This window comes from Pseudaminobacter salicylatoxidans (assembly GCF_003148475.1).
In the GTDB taxonomy this organism is placed as follows: Bacteria; Pseudomonadota; Alphaproteobacteria; order Rhizobiales; family Rhizobiaceae; genus Pseudaminobacter; species Pseudaminobacter salicylatoxidans.
Window position 1 is genome coordinate 114,746 of sequence record NZ_QGGG01000009.1, and the last position, 15,647, is coordinate 130,392.

The following is a 15,647-nucleotide window of genomic DNA, read 5'->3' on the forward strand; positions in this document are numbered from 1 at the left end:
GCTGTGACGTGCCGGATATCCCAATGCGAATGGGCCGGCTCCTGCACCTTTACGTGGTGCTGTATCCCCGTTCGGACATTGGCCCGCGAAAATCGGCGAGGACCGTTTCGCCCGCCGTTGCGATCTGGCCGACTGCGACGAGGACGGGTGTCCCGACCGGAAGGTAGACGTCGAGACGCGAACCGAAGCGGACAAGCCCGAATCTATGGCCCATCTCGAGGCGATGGTCCTCGGCCACCCAGTGTACGATGCGACGCGCGATAAACCCTGCTATCTGCACAACGACGACGGGGCCGTGAATTGTGTCGAGCGCGATGGCGTTTCGTTCATTGTATTCACTCGCCTTGTCCAGATCCGCATTGAAGAATCGGCCGGGTGTATAGGCGATGCGCGCAATCCGGCCCGCGATCGGCGCGCGGTTCACGTGGCAGTCGAAGATACTCAGGAAGATCGAGATCCGTAACATCCGCTCAGCCGGCATATCGAGCTCGGGCGGCGGCAAAATCTCAGTGATCATGCTGACCCGTCCGTCGGCGGGGGCCACGACGAGCCCGTCTTGAACGGGCGTCGTACGTGGCGGGTCACGGAAGAAGTAGCAGACCCATAGCGTGACGATAGCACTTAGCCATGCCAGCGACGCCGACAGGAACGCGAACCCGGCCATCGCCACGATCCCGATCGCTATGAAGGGATAGCCGGCCTTGTGGATCGGAACCAGGCCGTTCTTGATGGAAGCCCCAATGCTCATGAAAGAGGTTCCATATCCTCCGATCGCCCGTCCACAGGCAGGGTCGTTCGCACGTTCTCGGGCTCCGGCTGCTGTCCTTGCGGCTGAAGCTTCCATTCGCGCAAGAATTCGCATGCCGCTTCGATGCGGCGAGCGGCGTCATTGATTTCACGCGGCAGGACGGTCAAGGGCGGCGCAAACCGCACGACATTGTCGCGCGCGGAGATGGCCATCAGATGCTGTGCCCGAAGCGCATCGACAAATTTCCGCGCATCGACAACCGTCTGGACGCCCTGAAGCAGGCCGACGCCGCGAACCTCCGCGATCAAATCGCCATATTTGCATCGGGCCCGATCAAGGTGCGTGCGAAACAGTTTCCCCATGCTGACGACACGCTTGAGAAAATCGACGTCCAGAACGATATCGAGCACCGCATTGCCGGCAGCCATAGCCAGCGGATTGCCGCCGAAGGTCGTGCCATGGCTTCCCTGCACCATTCCGCTCGCGGCCCTCCGGGTCGCAAGGCAGGCACCCATGGGAAATCCGCCACCGATTCCTTTCGCGAGGGTCACGATATCCGGCGCGATGCCAGCCCATTCATGAGCGAGGAATTTGCCGGTGCGTCCGACGCCGGACTGGATCTCGTCGAGGATCAGCAGCAACCCGCGTTCATCGCAAATGTCGCGGAGCCGGCAAAGGGTTTCGGGATCGACCGTCCGCAACCCGCCTTCACCCTGGATCGGCTCCAGCATCAGGGCGGCAGTGGCCGGCGTGATGATTTTGTCGAGCGCCGACCAATCGCCGAGCGCGACCTGGTCGAAACCGTCAACCTTCGGCCCAAAGCCGTCAAGATAGCGACTATATCCTGTGGCCGCGATCATCGCCAATGTCCGGCCATGAAAGGCGCCTGTGAAGGTAACGACACGATAGCGCTCGGGGGCGCCCGCGGCGGCATGGAACCGGCGCGCCATCTTGACCGCCGCCTCGTTGGCTTCGCCGCCCGAATTGGCGAAGAAGACGACGTCAGCGAAGGTCGCGTCGACCAATCTCCCCGCCAGGCGCTCGCCATCCGGGATCCGGACAAGATTTGAGGTGTGCCAGAGCCGACCGATCTGAGCCTTCAACGTCTTGACGAGATGCGGGTGGCTGTGACCGAGTGAGTTAACGGCGATACCCGACGCGAAGTCGAGATAGCGGTCTCCGTTGCGCGTATAAAGCCACGCTCCCTTACCAAACTCAAAGGCGAGGTCGAGACGCTTGCCGATGGGAAGAAGCGGATCAGACATGGCCGTTTACTACGAGACGACGCAGGACAGGAGCGGTCAGATGGAATATTCGAGGCAACACTGGCGGGTCTCCTGTGGGAGCTAAAAGGCTACTCGTTAAAAGGACTGGCAAAACAGGGTCGGGTTGTCGAAAACAACTGGGCCGGTTCAATGCGCGTGCAATATCCGGCGCCCAGGACAGAAAAGATGCACTGCCATTTCGCGGCCTATTCTTCCGGGTGGCGGGCTTGCGTGAGCAGGAAGGCTATTTCCGCTCCGACCTGCAGATCCTCCTCGGCGCCGAAACTGTGGCGGCGGATCATTCCGTCCCGGTCGATAAGGACGAGGCTTGGTGTGCCGCGCATCTGGTAAGCGGCCATGGTGCGCGGGATGGGTCCATCTCCGCCGGGCCGGTCCACGGCGATTGGGAAACCGAGCCGGTACTCATGGATAAAGGCCGCCAGCGACACCGGCGTCATCGCCTCATGATGCTCGAAGACCGTGTGGATGCCGATGACGGCGACTTCCTTTGGCGAAAACAGCGCGGCTATTCTCTGAGCCTGCGGCAGACCGGATCGCACACATCCGGGACAAAGCATCTGGAATGCATGCAAAACCACGATCTTGCCCCTCAGTCCCGCAATGGTCAGCGGCTCGGGCGTATTGAACCACTGAGCAACGTCAAGTTCAGGCGCGGGCTGGCCGATCATTTCCGTTCTCCTAATGAAACCGGCCGCGACACGCGGGACGGAGGACTGGGCCCAGCTTGGAGACGCGCCCAGTCGTGGCACTATTGCGGCACCCTGGATAATGGCCGCCAAGCCAACCGCCACAGGCTATGCGGTTGTCCGCACGAATGGAGGGCCGGATATGACCAGTGTGATGGGCCGGTCTATGTGGCCGACGCACCAATCCGGACCGGCTTAGCGAAAATCCGCCATCCGGCTGATAACAACCGAAAGCGCTTTTGCTAAATGCGCCAGTGTCCTAGGGACGAGGCCGGATGGCGGAGCGGTTACGCGGCGGATTGCAAATCCGCTTAGCCTGGTTCGAATCCAGGTCCGGCCTCCAGTTCGCGAAACATCGTGGAACTGGATATTGCAACACGCCCAGATGGTTCAGCCGGCAGCGGGCGCCGAGGTGCTCGATATGACAACCATCGATCAGATCCTGACTGGAAAAGTCGCCCCTCTCGGCTTGAAAGCCGCCCCGAGCGGCATCGACAAATACCCGGTGACCGGACGCATCTTTCTGGGTCGCGAAGGTCTAACCGGCGATGCCCAGGGCGACCGCAAGCATCATGGCGGCCCCGACAAGGCTCTTCATCACTACGCCTTCGAGCACTATGCACATTGGATCGATGTGATAGGGCCGCGCGATGTCCTGGTGCGGCCGGGCGCATTCGGAGAGAACCTGTCGACCCGAGGCCTGACCGAGAACGAGGCGGCAATCGGCGACATATTCAGGATCGGACAGGCTGTCGTTCAGGTCAGCCAGGGTCGCCAGCCATGTTGGAAGCTGAATGCACGCTTCGATGTTCCCGACATGGCGCTGCTGGTGCAAAGGACCGGCCTGACGGGCTGGTATTACAGGGTGATCGAGGAAGGCTTCATCGAAGTGGGAGACGCGCTCGCTCTCGAGGATCGCGTGTCCCCCGAATGGACCATTCGCCGGGCGTGGCGAACCCTTTACGTCGACACGATGAATCTCGGCGAACTCGCCGAGATGGCGTCGCTCGCACACCTGCCGGACAGCTGGCGCGGCTATGCGCGAAAACGGCTTGAGACCCGGCAGGTTGAAAATTGGTCGCGGCGCCTTCAGGGCACCTGAACCGGCGGCAGCAGCCGGTAGCGCCCTTGCAGATCACCAGAATTGATCGATTGAGAGCACAATCCTCTCTCGTCGGATATGGTTTGCAACCATACTCTACGGCTCCCCCAAGCTTTGCCATAAGCAGCAGGCCAAGATCGACGAGAAAATCGAACCCATCCTGATGGAAATCCTGCGGCGGAACGCTGGGGGAGGCCTTCCGCGTAGGCAGACAAGACACTGCGACAACAGCAAAATTGTACTTCTTGCTTCTTCGTGCCATGAAGTTGATCCGGCCCAGCCGGATGGATCATCCAACGTATGAAAGACATGCCGGATGGGCAAAGGTACGACATTGGCGATCGAGGTCAGGCCGGATAGCAGGGAGCCGATCTTCCTGGCGCTGGCGCGCACCATCATCGAGGAGATCGAACGGGGGCGCCTCAAATCCGGCGACCCGCTTCCAGGCACCCGGGCGCTGGCGCGAAGCTTGCGACTGAACCGCAATACAGTCGATGCGGCCTACCACGAACTCATTATGCAGGGTTGGCTCGCCACCGAACCGTCTCGCGGGACCTTCGTGGCAAGTGATCTCCCCGATATCGTCAAGCGCTCCAAACCGGAGCGATCGGTCAGCAATGCGAGCCTGATGACCGGCGCCCAAAAACCAATGCTCAGTCTGTCGGACGGGTCGCCCGATGTTCGCCTCGTTCCAACCGCGGCCTTTGCCCAGGCCTTCCGCCGTGCGCTGTCGAGTGCCGCTTTCGCATCGGGGGGTGCGTATGGCGACCCCCGTGGAAGCCTGATCCTGCGCAAGTCGTTGTCGTCCTATCTGCGCGACGAGCGCGGGCTGCCTTCCTCGGCGACCGACATTCTCGTGACTCGGGGTAGCCAGATGGCGCTTTTTCTCGCGGCCTCAGCCATCGCGGAGCCAGGAGCCGCCATCGCGGTGGAACGACCCGGATATCCCCTCGCCTGGTCGGCGTTCCGCGCGGCCGGTGCGAGCGTCATAGGCGTTCCCGTAGATGCCGGGGGCATTGATGTGGACGCGCTTGAACACCTTGCGCGCGCAAACGAACGATTGCGGGCCGTATATGTGACGCCCCACCATCAATATCCGACCACAGTGACGCTGGGGGCAGGCAGACGGCTGCGCCTGATGGAAATCGCCCGGCGCCACGGCCTCGTGGTGATCGAGGACGACTACGATAATGAATATCGTTTCGATGGCCGGCCCATTCTTCCGCTTGCGGCACGGGGCCAGGACGACCTGCCTGTCATCTATCTCGGATCGTTGTCCAAACTGCTCGCGCCAGGCATCCGCGTCGGCTACGCCGTCGCGCCACCGAAGATCCTGCTCCAGATGGCCGATCGGCGCGAGGCGCTGGATCGCCAGGGCGACCTGCCACTGGAGCACGCCCTCGCCAACCTGATCGAGGACGGCACCATCAAACGGCATGCGCGCAAGGCGCGGAAAGTCTATCAGGTGCGCCGCGAGTTTCTGGCGCAATTGCTTGCGGAACGACTCGCGGACCGGGCGGAGTTCACACTGCCGGCCGGCGGACTTGCCATCTGGTTGCGGCTCAGACACGGGTTGAGTGCGGAAACCTGGGCGGCGAACGCGGCCAAATTTGGCCTTTCGGTTCTTCCCGGGATTCGCTTTGAACTGGATACGACACGGCCCCCTGAAGCATTTCGGTTAGGCTTCGCCAGTCTTGACCAGAAAGAGACGCTGCGCGCCGTCGAAATCCTTCATCGTACGGCACCTTAGAGACCTCACGATAGAAGATGCCAGCTGGCGCCTTCGATCGCCCTGTGCTGCTGCGGCGAACGACCGTAAGAGCTGCGCCATCCTGTACCCGGCTCCGTGTCGGATGCACCGCGAATAAACTCGTGGTGTCTTTCCGGAAAAATCGATGTCAGGCGATGGAAAGCTTCACGGAAACGTCCTGAAGGTGGGCAAGCGCGGTTTTGACGTCTGCTGCCTGTGCATCATCGAGGCGCTCGAAATAGGGGCAGGTCAGAACCGCCAGCGCATCTCCCGACGGGGCGAAAACCGGGACTGAAATATCGCGTACACCGACAAGCTGAAGGCTGTCGCCGATACGGTAGCCCTTGCCGCGCACCTCTTCCAGAACGGGTTCAAGCTCTGCAAGATGGCGCTGCTGGGCATCGCTGCCCCAGATCGCTAGCGTTTCATGGCGACGGTCCGGGCTCTGGAATGCCAGCAGCGTCTGTCCCGAGCCGGTGGTCAGCAGATCGAGCTGCGCGCCGGTGCGCAGCCGGAATTCCCAATGGGCGGGGCTGCTGGCCTGCGCAACCACAATGGCGTATCCTCTTTCCGGGGCCACCAGATGTATGGACTGGTGGGTGGCTCGGGCGAATTGGTCCATCAGGGGCAGGGCGCGGGCGCTGAGGCGCCGCAGCGGCGGATGCTGGCTGCCCAGCATGAACAGCTTCATGGTCAACGCATAGCGGTCACCTTCAATGGACCGGCTGACATAGTCACGCGCCACCAGCCGTTCGAGCATCCGGTAGATTTCACTCGGCCCCCGGCCCATGGCCTTGACGATTTCGGCGCGCGTCAGCCCGTGCGGCTGGCTGGAAAGGAGTTCCAGAATATCCAGCCCCTTATCAAGGGCTGGCGCGCGATAGCGGTCTTCGGTGGTTTTCTTGCTGTTCACATGCGTTCTCCGGGGCCGGATGCATTGATTGAGAAAACGGGCGGCTGTCAACTTTGATGTTGCACAATGCCTTCATATATGAATAGACTATTCGCATATAAACGATTATTGAGCTTCGGCTCAAGCGGGAGGAGATCGTTATATGAGACTGGACGGAAAGCGGATCCTCATATCCGCGGCGGCTCAGGGTATTGGACGCGCCAGTGCGTTGGCCTGCGCGGCCGAAGGCGCCAGCGTTGTTGCGGTGGACATTGCAGGGGAAGGTCTGGCTACGCTCGCCGCCGGAAATTCCGCCATCGAAACGCACCGCCTGGATGTTCGTGACCGTTCGGCAATCGACGCCCTTGCAGCACGCCTCGGGCCGCTCGACGGGCTTTTCAATTGCGCAGGGTTTGTCCATCACGGCACCATTCTCGATCTCAGCGAGGACGACTGGGCGTTCAGCATGGACCTCAACGTCACCTCCATGTATCGCATGACGCAAGCCTTCCTGCCTGCCATGCTGGAACGGGCTGGCGAAACGGGCAGCGTTTCCATTCTCAACATGGCTTCGATGGCCTCGTCGATCAAAGGCTTCGTCAACCGCGCCGCTTACGGCACGACCAAGGCCGCGGTGATAGGTCTGACCAAGGCGGTCGCCGCCGATTTCGTCACGCGCGGGGTGCGTTGCAACGCGCTGTGTCCCGGCACGGTCGACACGCCCTCCTTGCGCGGCCGCATCGCGTCCGCAGCCGATCCGGTGCAGGCCGAAAAGGATTTCACCGCCCGCCAGCCCATGGGGCGTCTGGCGACGGTCAGCGATATTGCGCCGATGGTGGTTTATCTGCTGTCTGACGAAAGCCGCTTCGTGACCGGGCAGGCGATGCTCGTTGACGGCGGCGTGACGATCTGACGGTTCGGGGAGGGTGGCGATGTCCGGAACAGCAGCCACGAAACCCGCAGCGAATGCCGTATTGCCCGTCGTTTCCATGCGCGGCATAGAAAAGCGGTTTCCCGGCGTTCATGCGCTCAGCAATGTCAGCTTCGAATTGCTGCCGGGCGAGGTTCATGCGCTGATGGGCGAGAATGGCGCAGGCAAATCCACGCTGATGAAAGTCCTATCCGGCGTTTATTCACGCGATGGCGGCGAAGTGCTCATCGACGGCCAGCAGGTGGATATTACAAGCCCGCGCGCCGCGCAGGACGCGGGCATCAGCATTATTCATCAGGAGTTGAGCCTGATGAATGACCTGACCGCAGCCCAGAACATCTTCATCGGGCGTGAGCCGAGGCTGGCCTTCGGGCGGCTGGACGAGGTGGCGCTGAACCGGCAGGCGGCCGACATATTCGCCTCCATGAACCTGCAGCTCGATCCGCGCACCCCGGTGGGAGGCCTGACGATTGCCCGCCAGCAAATGGTGGAGATCGCCAAGGCGCTCTCCTTCCATTCCCGCGTTCTCATCATGGACGAGCCGACGGCGGCGCTCAACAATGCCGAGATCGAGGAGTTGTTCGTCATCATCCGCCGGCTGAAGGCTGAAGGTGTCGGTATCATCTATATCTCGCACAAGATGGATGAGCTGAAGCGGGTTGCCGACCGGGTGACTGTGATGCGCGACGGCCAATATGTGGACACGGTCGATGCCGCCTCGACGCCGGTGGGGCGCATCATCTCCATGATGGTTGGCCGGGCGCTGACGGAGAGTGCTGTCGAAGTGCCGGAGCTGACCGATGCGCCGGTGGCGCTGGAGGTGCGGGGCCTGTCGCGCGGGCGCGAAATACGCGATGTCAGTTTCAGCCTGCGCAAAGGCGAAATACTCGGTTTTGCCGGCCTGATGGGGGCCGGGCGCACCGAGGTAGCGCGCGCGATCTTCGGTGCGGACCCGCGCGATTCCGGGACGATACTCGTGGGTGGCCGGGAAGTCGATATCCGCACTCCAGCCCACGCCGTTCAGGTCGGCATCGGCTATCTCTCGGAGGACCGGAAGCATTTCGGCCTCGCTGTGGGCATGGATGTGCGCGCCAATATCGCCATGGCCAGCCTTGCGCGCTTCACAGGTCGGCTGGGACAACTGGACGAACCGGCCATGCGTGATGCGGCGCAATCCGCAATCCGGCAGCTTGCCATCCGCACCCCTTCAGACAGGCAGGAAGTGCGCCTTCTTTCCGGCGGCAACCAGCAGAAGGTGGTGATTGCCAAATGGCTGCTGCGCGATTGCGATGTGCTCATCTTCGACGAGCCGACGCGCGGCATCGATGTCGGCGCGAAGAGTGAAATCTACAAACTGCTGAACAGTTTGGCGGAGCAGGGGCGCGCGATCATCGTCATCTCTTCCGAATTGCCGGAGGTGCTGCGCCTCAGCCACCGCATTGCGGTGATGTGTGAAGGCCGCCTCACGGGAATCCTGCCGGGCGGAGCGCAGACCAGTCAGGAGGATATCATGCGTCTTGCAACGATGCGCGAAACCGCCATGCAACCGACAGGAGCGGCCCATGAGCAGCATTGAAGCCGGCCGGCAGGGGGGAGGCGTGGCACGTCTGTTCACGGGCGGAGCACAGCAGAAGTTACTCGCCTTCATGAGCCTGATCGTTCTGCTGATCGGTTTCAGTCTCGCTTCGCCCAATTTCATGCAGACGTCGAACATCATCGCGATCCTGCAGGCGACCTCGGTCAACGGCGTGCTGGCGGTCGCCGCCACTCTGGTGATCATCACCGGCGGTATCGATCTTTCCGTCGGTACGCTGATGACTTTCTGCGCCGTGATTGCCGGTGTCGTGCTGACCTATTGGGGATTGCCGCTGCCGCTTGGCATCATCGCCGCGATTGGGGCAGGTGCGCTTTGCGGTCTGGTATCCGGCACCTTCGTTGCCAAGATGAAAATTCCGCCGTTCATCGCCACACTTGGCATGATGCTGATGCTGAAGGGGCTGTCGCTGGTGATTTCCGGCACAAGGCCGATCTACTTCAACGATACGCCGGGTTTTACGGAGATTTCCCTAGGCTCGCTGATCGGGTCCGTCATTCCGGTGCTGCCGATCCCCAACGGCGTTCTGATCCTGTTTCTGGTGGCCGGGGCGGCAAGCTACATTCTGGGGCGCACGGTGCTTGGCCGCTACACATTCGCGCTTGGCTCCAATGAAGAATCGGTGCGCCTGTCCGGCGTTAATACCGACAGATGGAAGATGGCCGTCTATGCGCTGGCCGGCGGCATCTGCGGCATTGCCGGCCTGCTGATCGCCTCGCGTCTCAACTCCGCGCAGCCGGCGCTTGGTCTTGGTTATGAGCTTGAGGCGATCGCTGCCGTGGTGATTGGCGGCACTTCGCTTTCGGGCGGGCGCGGCACCATTCTCGGCACGCTGATAGGCGCGCTCATCATGTCGGTGCTCGCCAATGGCCTGCGCATTCTTTCGGTGGCTCAGGAATGGCAGACGGTGGTCACCGGCGCGATCATCATCCTTGCCGTCTATGCCGACATGATGCGCAGGCAGCGCATGGGCTGAGCCGAAGACGACATTCGCTCAACAATGAGAGGGGCGGCCAACGTTCCCGATGCAGAAAGTTGAAATGAGAGTGAACGGAACCGCACAGGAGGAAACATGTTCACGAGACGCGCACTGCTTGGCGCCATAAGCGCTGCATCCCTCATTGCCAGCGGCATGACCGCTTCGGCGCAGGACAAGATGTATATTCCGCTGATCTCGAAAGGCTTCCAGCATCAGTTCTGGCAGGCCGTGAAAGCCGGCGCGGACAAGGCCGCTGCTGATTTGGGTGTTGAGGTGACCTTTGAAGGCCCTGACAACGAAACCATGGTCGACCGCCAGATCGACATGCTGGCCGCCGCCCTTGCCAAGAAGCCTGCGGCCATCGGCTTTGCGGCGCTCGACAGTCAGGCGGCGGTTCCACTTCTGAAGAAGGCCGACAGCGAGGGCATTTCGATCATCGCCTTCGACTCCGGTGTCGACAGCGACATTCCGAAGGCAACCGCCTCGACCGACAACATCGCCGCAGCCGGCCTCGCCGCAGACAAGATGGCCGAACTCATCGGCGGCAAGGGCAAGGTCGCTGTGGTTGCCCACGACCAGACCAGCCGCACCGGCATCGACCGGCGCGACGGGTTCGTAAACCGCATCAAGGAGAAGTATCCGGATATCGAGATTGTCACCGTGCAGTATGGCAGCGGCGACCATCTGCAGTCGACCGAGATCACCAAGTCGATCCTGCAGGCCAATCCCGATCTCAGGGGCATTTTCGGCACCAATGAAGGGTCGGCTGTCGGTGTCGTCAATGGCGTGCGTGAAGCGGGCGCCAAGGGTGTCGTCATCATCGGCTACGATTCCGGCAAGCAGCAGAAGGATGCGATCCGTGAAGGGCTGATGGCCGGCGCCATCACCCAGAACCCGGTTGGCATCGGTTACGAGACCGTGAAGGCCGCCGTGGCCGCCGCCAAGGGCGAAACCGTGCCGGCGCAGATCGATACCGGTTTCTACTTCTACGACAAGGCCAATATCGACTCGCCCGAAATCGCGGCTGTTCTTTACGACTGACGGTATCGGTGGTTGCCCCCGGAGCGGCACTCCGGGGGTATTCCCGGACACAACAGGATCTGACATGAAGCTTCTTCGCTATGGCCCGAAAGGCCAGGAAAAACCCGGCCTTCTCGATGCGCGAGGCAGGGTGCGCGATCTTTCCGCGCATGTTCCCGACATTGCCGGGCAGGTGCTGGAGCCTGAGGAGTTGGCACGGCTGAAGGCGCTCGACGTGGAAAACCTGCCGCTGGTGGCGGGTGTGCCGCAAAAAGATCTGCGGCTGGGCGCCTGCGTGGGCGCGATTGGCAAATTCATCTGCATCGGCCTGAATTATGCCGATCATGCCGCCGAAACCGGCGCGCCCATTCCTTCAGAGCCTGTCATTTTCAACAAATGGACCTCTGCCATTATCGGCCCGGATGACGATGTTGAAATTCCGCGCGGTTCCGAAAAGACAGACTGGGAGGTTGAGCTTGGCGTGGTGATCGGCAGGGGCGGGCGTTATATAGAAGAAGCGCAGGCTCTGGATCATGTCGCGGGCTATTGCGTCATCAATGACGTTTCGGAGCGCGAATATCAGCTTGAGCGCGGTGGCACATGGGACAAGGGCAAGGGCTGCGACACGTTCGGGCCGACCGGACCCTGGTTGGTGACGCCGGATGAAGCCGGCGACATCGACAGCCTGTCCATGTGGCTGGAGGTTGATGGCAAGCGCTATCAGGACGGCTCTACCGCAACCATGATCTTCCGGGTGCCGGAACTGATCGCCTATGTCAGCCGCTTCATGAGCCTGCGACCCGGCGACGTCATTTCAACGGGCACGCCGCCCGGTGTGGGGCTCGGCCAGAAGCCGCCTGTCTATCTCCGCCACGGACAGGTCATGCATCTCGGCATCCAGGGGCTGGGTACGCAAACACAGACTGTCGTGAGTTCAAAATGACGATCATAACCGGCATGCGCACGCTGGATGTGCGTTTTCCCACTTCGCTTGAGCGGGACGGTTCGGATGCAATGAACCCCGATCCTGACTATTCGGCTGCCTACGTCATTCTCGAAACGGACAGCGGCACGGAAGGTCATGGCCTGACTTTCACCATCGGGCGCGGCAACGAAATCTGCGTTGCCGCCATCGAAGCGATGCGCCATCTGGTGGTGGGGCTTGATATGGGCTGGGTGGCTGAGGATATGGGCCGCTTCTGGCGTCACGTCACCTCCGACAGCCAGTTGCGCTGGATCGGCCCGGACAAGGGCGCGATTCACCTCGCCACCGGCGCGGTCGTCAATGCCGTGTGGGACCTTTGGGCCAAGCTCGAAGGCAAGCCGGTGTGGCGCCTGGTGGCCGATATGAGCCCCCAGGAACTCGTACGCTGCATCGATTTCCGCTACATCACCGACTGCATCACGCCCGAGGAAGCGCTCGATTTTCTGCACGGGCAGGCAGAGGGAAAAGCGGAGCGCATCGCCACGCTGGAGCGTGAGGGCTATCCCTGCTACACCACCTCTGCCGGCTGGCTTGGCTATGATGACGACAAGCTGCGCCGGCTCTGCCGCGAGGCGGTCGATGGCGGTTTCAGCCACATCAAGATGAAGGTGGGACGCGACCTGGAGGATGATGTTCGTCGCCTGCGCATCGCCCGAGAAACCATTGGTCCCGATGTGCGGCTGATGATCGACGCCAATCAGGTATGGGAGGTGGATGAGGCCATCGACTGGGTCCGCAAGCTTTCGTTTGCCGAGCCTTGGTTCATCGAGGAACCGACAAGCCCGGACGATATCGAGGGCCACCGCAAAATCCGTGAAGCTGTCGCGCCGATCGAAGTCGCGACCGGGGAGATGTGCCAGAACCGCATTCTCTTCAAACAGTTCATCATGCGCGGTGCGATTGACGTTGTGCAGATCGACGCCTGCCGGTTGGGCGGTGTCAACGAAATCCTCGCAGTCATGCTGATGGCGGCGCGCTGTGGGCTCAAAGTCTGCCCCCATGCAGGGGGCGTGGGTCTGTGCGAATATGTGCAGCATCTTTCGATGATCGACTATGTGTCCATCGCCGGAACGCGTGAGGGGCGGGTGATCGAGTTTGTCGACCATCTGCATGAGCATTTCATCACGCCCTGCATCATTCGCAACGGAGCCTATATGCCTGCGCAGGCTCCCGGCTTCTCCATCGAGATGAAGCCGGCTTCGCTGGAGCGCTACCAGCATCGCAAGCCGGCTGAAGCGGTGGCGGTGGCATGAAAGCTTCCAAGTCCGTGCCGCTGGGAGCCCGGGCCGTGCAACCGGTGATGCTGACGCGAATGGGCTTTGGCGGCGCGCCGCTGGGCAATCTTTACCGCAGGATCGGGGAGGTCGATGCGCAGGCCACCATGCAGGTGGCCTTCGATGGCGGGATGCGCTATTTCGATACCGCTCCACAATACGGGCTTGGCCTTTCCGAGCAGCGGTTCGGCGTGGCGCTGCGCCGTTTCGGCCGCGAGGCGATCACGCTGTCCACCAAGGTCGGGCGGTTGCTGGAAGATTGCGGGCCGGGCGAGGTGTCGAAAACCGCCTTCGTCGGCACACCGCAGCGGCGCTTCATCTTTGACTACAGCTACGACGGCGTGATGCGCAGCCACGAAGCCAGCCTTGCCCGGTTGCAGGTGGAGCGGGTGGATATCCTGCTCGTCCACGATGTCGATGTGTTCACCCATGGCAGCCAGGCCGCAAGCGATGCGCGGGTGCGCGAACTTTTCGACAAGGGTGGCTATCGGGCGCTTCAGGAACTGAAAGCCGAAGGGCGCATCCGGGCCATTGGCGCGGGCGTCAACGAATGGCAGGTGTGCCAGAGGCTGCTGGAACTCGGCGATTTCGACACGTTTTTGCTGGCCGGACGCTACACGCTGCTGGAGCAGGAGGCGCTGGACAGCTTCCTTCCGCTGTGCGTTGCGCGCGATGTCGGCATCATTCTGGGCGGTCCTTATAATTCAGGCATTCTGGCCACCGGGCCGGTTGAGGGCGCACGCTACAATTATGCGCCGGCTTTGCCAGATATCATGGACCGTGTGCGGCGCATCGAGGCCGTTTGCATCGCCCATGGCGTCAGGCTGATCGAGGCCGCTTTGCAGTTCGTGATGGGCCATCCGGCTATCAGAACCGTTATTCCGGGCGCCGCGACGGCGCAGGAAGTGGAGGACAATATTGCGCTGTTCTCGCGTGATCTGCCAACAGCCTTGTGGTCCGATCTGAAGGGTGAGGGGTTGATCAGGCGCGATGCGCCCACACCGGAGGAAGCCTGATGTTGCGTGGGATCGATCCGATTTTGTCGCCGGACCTTCTGCAAATTCTGCGCGCCATGGGGCATGGCGACGACATTGTCATTGCCGACGCCAATTTCCCCGCAGAGGCGATGGCGAGCAGGCTGGTGCGTCTCGATGGAATTGATGCGCCATGCGTTCTGCAAGCGGTGCTGAGCGTCATGCCGCTCGATAATTTTGTCGATGACCCGGCCATCACCATGCAGATTGTCGGCGAGTCGGAAAGCATACCGCCTGTGGTGGAACGCTTTCAGATGGTGATCGACGCGGTGGCGGACAATGTGGCGAAGATCGTGGCCGTCGAGCGCTTCGACTTCTATGCCCGTGCGCGGCAGGCTTTTGCCGTCGTGCAGACGGGTGAGCGGCGGCTCTATGGCAACATCATCCTGAAGAAGGGCGTCGTTTCGCCGACGGATGGCTGACTATGCGCAGGATCGATGCACATCAGCATTTCTGGAAATTTTCGCGCGGCGATTATGGCTGGCTGACATCGGAACTCGCTCCGATCTACCGGGATTTTTTGCCAGAAGATTTTGCTCCATTCATGGTGGCCCACCAGATCGATGCCACCATTGCCGTGCAGGCCGCGCCAAGCGATGCGGAGACGGACTTTCTGCTTTCGCTGGCAGAGGAATATCCCTTCATTGAAGGTGTCGTGGGATGGGTCGACTTTGGAGTCGGCAATGCACCGGAGCGCGTCGCGGCCCTTGCCTGCAATCCACGGCTGAAAGGGTTGCGACCGATGATCCAGGACCTTCCCAACGATGAATGGATGCTGCGGCCTGATCTGGCGCCCGCATTCCGCACGTTGATCGATTGCGAACTGGTGTTCGATGCGCTGGTCACGGAAAGACACCTGCCCTCGCTTCTGGGGTTGACGCGGCGCTATCCGCAAATGGCGGTCGTGATCGACCATTGCGCCAAGCCACGGATCGCCGCTGGCGCGTTCGATGAGTGGGCGCGAGCCATGCGCGACCTCGCCCGCGGCGAAAATGTCTTCTGCAAGCTTTCCGGTCTTGTGACCGAGGCCGGGGCGAGTTTCGACGAAGCCACCTTTCGCCCCTACGTCGACCTGGTGCTCAAGGCCTTCGGCCCACAACGGCTGATATGGGGCAGCGACTGGCCGGTCTGCACGCTGGCTGCCAGCTATGAACGCTGGTGCAGCCTCACTGATGCGCTGCTGACCGGCTGTCCCGCGAAGGAACGCGCGCAGATTCTGGGCGGCAACGCTGCCCGTATCTATGGGCTTTACTGAGCCTCGCAGTTGGGGAGGCCGTTTCACGGCCCCTTACAGCGGCGTGCTCCCGAGCCGATCCAGCGTGCTGCCCGTCTCTCGATTGCCGTAGCGCAGTCGTGCATGAAGGCT

14 protein-coding genes, 1 tRNA gene and 1 pseudogene are annotated in these 15,647 nt (G+C 61.6%); 12 read left to right on the forward strand and 4 right to left on the reverse strand.

Annotated elements, in window-relative coordinates:
• Positions 1-49: 49 nt before the first annotated feature.
• From C7441_RS13735 to C7441_RS13745, 3 genes and pseudogenes are all read right to left on the reverse strand, one after another.
• Positions 50-748 (reverse strand): phosphatidylserine decarboxylase, encoded by a 699-nt coding sequence (locus C7441_RS13735; protein WP_109613345.1) that lies wholly within the window; start codon positions 746-748, stop codon positions 50-52.
• Positions 749-852: 104 nt separating this feature from the next.
• Positions 853-2,013 (reverse strand): annotated as a pseudogene (locus tag C7441_RS13740) (acetylornithine transaminase); the annotation flags it as partial.
• A 206-nt stretch (positions 2,014-2,219) separates the two neighbouring features.
• Positions 2,220-2,702 (reverse strand): redoxin domain-containing protein, encoded by a 483-nt coding sequence (locus tag C7441_RS13745; RefSeq protein WP_109613347.1) that lies wholly within the window; start codon positions 2,700-2,702, stop codon positions 2,220-2,222.
• A gap of 287 nt (positions 2,703-2,989) precedes the next feature.
• Here C7441_RS13745 and C7441_RS13750 point away from each other — a divergent pair.
• From C7441_RS13750 to pdxR, 3 genes are all read left to right on the forward strand, one after another.
• Positions 2,990-3,063, forward strand: a tRNA-Cys gene (locus tag C7441_RS13750).
• A gap of 78 nt (positions 3,064-3,141) precedes the next feature.
• Positions 3,142-3,822 carry an MOSC domain-containing protein gene (locus tag C7441_RS13755; RefSeq protein ID WP_170125129.1) on the forward strand — a complete coding sequence of 227 codons (681 nt, stop codon included), beginning with the start codon at positions 3,142-3,144 and terminating at the stop codon, positions 3,820-3,822.
• A 316-nt stretch (positions 3,823-4,138) separates the two neighbouring features.
• A complete protein-coding gene (gene pdxR, locus C7441_RS13760) occupies positions 4,139-5,572 on the forward strand; it encodes a MocR-like pyridoxine biosynthesis transcription factor PdxR (protein ID WP_109613349.1) in 1,434 nt (477 codons plus the stop codon).
• A gap of 148 nt (positions 5,573-5,720) precedes the next feature.
• Here pdxR and C7441_RS13765 read toward each other — a convergent pair whose 3' ends face one another.
• Complete coding sequence (locus tag C7441_RS13765) at positions 5,721-6,485, reverse strand: IclR family transcriptional regulator (protein WP_109613350.1); 765 nt, start codon at positions 6,483-6,485, stop codon at positions 5,721-5,723.
• A gap of 142 nt (positions 6,486-6,627) precedes the next feature.
• Between C7441_RS13765 and C7441_RS13770 the strand changes: the two genes are divergently transcribed.
• The 9 genes from C7441_RS13770 (at position 6,628) to C7441_RS13810 (ending at position 15,536) form a co-directional block, all read left to right on the forward strand.
• A complete protein-coding gene (locus C7441_RS13770; RefSeq protein ID WP_109613351.1) occupies positions 6,628-7,377 on the forward strand; it encodes an SDR family oxidoreductase in 750 nt (249 codons plus the stop codon).
• Between the two features lie 19 nt (positions 7,378-7,396).
• Positions 7,397-8,971 (forward strand): sugar ABC transporter ATP-binding protein, encoded by a 1,575-nt coding sequence (locus tag C7441_RS13775; protein ID WP_210205652.1) that lies wholly within the window; start codon positions 7,397-7,399, stop codon positions 8,969-8,971.
• On the forward strand, positions 8,958-9,965 hold the full coding sequence (locus tag C7441_RS13780) for an ABC transporter permease (protein WP_109613353.1): 1,008 nt from the start codon (positions 8,958-8,960) through the stop codon (positions 9,963-9,965). Before C7441_RS13775 ends, C7441_RS13780 begins: the two co-directional genes overlap by 14 nt.
• A gap of 96 nt (positions 9,966-10,061) precedes the next feature.
• A complete protein-coding gene (locus C7441_RS13785; RefSeq protein ID WP_109613354.1) occupies positions 10,062-11,009 on the forward strand; it encodes an ABC transporter substrate-binding protein in 948 nt (315 codons plus the stop codon).
• A gap of 64 nt (positions 11,010-11,073) precedes the next feature.
• Positions 11,074-11,931 (forward strand): fumarylacetoacetate hydrolase family protein, encoded by an 858-nt coding sequence (locus C7441_RS13790; protein WP_109613355.1) that lies wholly within the window; start codon positions 11,074-11,076, stop codon positions 11,929-11,931.
• Positions 11,928-13,226, forward strand: coding sequence for an L-fuconate dehydratase (locus C7441_RS13795; RefSeq protein WP_109613356.1), 1,299 nt, complete (start codon positions 11,928-11,930; stop codon positions 13,224-13,226). Before C7441_RS13790 ends, C7441_RS13795 begins: the two co-directional genes overlap by 4 nt.
• Positions 13,223-14,263 carry an aldo/keto reductase gene (locus tag C7441_RS13800; protein ID WP_109613357.1) on the forward strand — a complete coding sequence of 347 codons (1,041 nt, stop codon included), beginning with the start codon at positions 13,223-13,225 and terminating at the stop codon, positions 14,261-14,263. The genes C7441_RS13795 and C7441_RS13800 overlap by 4 nt, the downstream gene beginning before the upstream one ends.
• A complete protein-coding gene (locus tag C7441_RS13805) occupies positions 14,263-14,703 on the forward strand; it encodes an RbsD/FucU family protein (RefSeq protein WP_109613358.1) in 441 nt (146 codons plus the stop codon). Before C7441_RS13800 ends, C7441_RS13805 begins: the two co-directional genes overlap by 1 nt.
• 2 nt (positions 14,704-14,705) lie before the next feature.
• Positions 14,706-15,536, forward strand: a complete 831-nt coding sequence (locus C7441_RS13810; protein WP_109613359.1) for an amidohydrolase family protein — start codon at positions 14,706-14,708, stop codon at positions 15,534-15,536.
• Positions 15,537-15,647: the final 111 nt, after the last annotated feature.

Excerpts from the sequence above, each read along its gene's own strand:
- C7441_RS13735 (WP_109613345.1), bottom strand. The coding sequence starts at position 748 with ATGAGCATTGGGGCTTCCATCAAGAACGGCCTGGTTCCGATCCACAAG.
- C7441_RS13745 (WP_109613347.1), bottom strand. The coding sequence starts at position 2,702 with ATGATCGGCCAGCCCGCGCCTGAACTTGACGTTGCTCAGTGGTTCAAT.
- C7441_RS13755 (WP_170125129.1), top strand. The coding sequence starts at position 3,142 with ATGACAACCATCGATCAGATCCTGACTGGAAAAGTCGCCCCTCTCGGC.
- pdxR (WP_109613349.1), top strand. The coding sequence starts at position 4,139 with ATGGGCAAAGGTACGACATTGGCGATCGAGGTCAGGCCGGATAGCAGG.
- C7441_RS13770 (WP_109613351.1), top strand. The coding sequence starts at position 6,628 with ATGAGACTGGACGGAAAGCGGATCCTCATATCCGCGGCGGCTCAGGGT.
- C7441_RS13775 (WP_210205652.1), top strand. The coding sequence starts at position 7,397 with ATGTCCGGAACAGCAGCCACGAAACCCGCAGCGAATGCCGTATTGCCC.
- C7441_RS13780 (WP_109613353.1), top strand. The coding sequence starts at position 8,958 with ATGAGCAGCATTGAAGCCGGCCGGCAGGGGGGAGGCGTGGCACGTCTG.
- C7441_RS13785 (WP_109613354.1), top strand. The coding sequence starts at position 10,062 with ATGTTCACGAGACGCGCACTGCTTGGCGCCATAAGCGCTGCATCCCTC.
- C7441_RS13790 (WP_109613355.1), top strand. The coding sequence starts at position 11,074 with ATGAAGCTTCTTCGCTATGGCCCGAAAGGCCAGGAAAAACCCGGCCTT.
- C7441_RS13795 (WP_109613356.1), top strand. The coding sequence starts at position 11,928 with ATGACGATCATAACCGGCATGCGCACGCTGGATGTGCGTTTTCCCACT.
- C7441_RS13800 (WP_109613357.1), top strand. The coding sequence starts at position 13,223 with ATGAAAGCTTCCAAGTCCGTGCCGCTGGGAGCCCGGGCCGTGCAACCG.
- C7441_RS13805 (WP_109613358.1), top strand. The coding sequence starts at position 14,263 with ATGTTGCGTGGGATCGATCCGATTTTGTCGCCGGACCTTCTGCAAATT.
- C7441_RS13810 (WP_109613359.1), top strand. The coding sequence starts at position 14,706 with ATGCGCAGGATCGATGCACATCAGCATTTCTGGAAATTTTCGCGCGGC.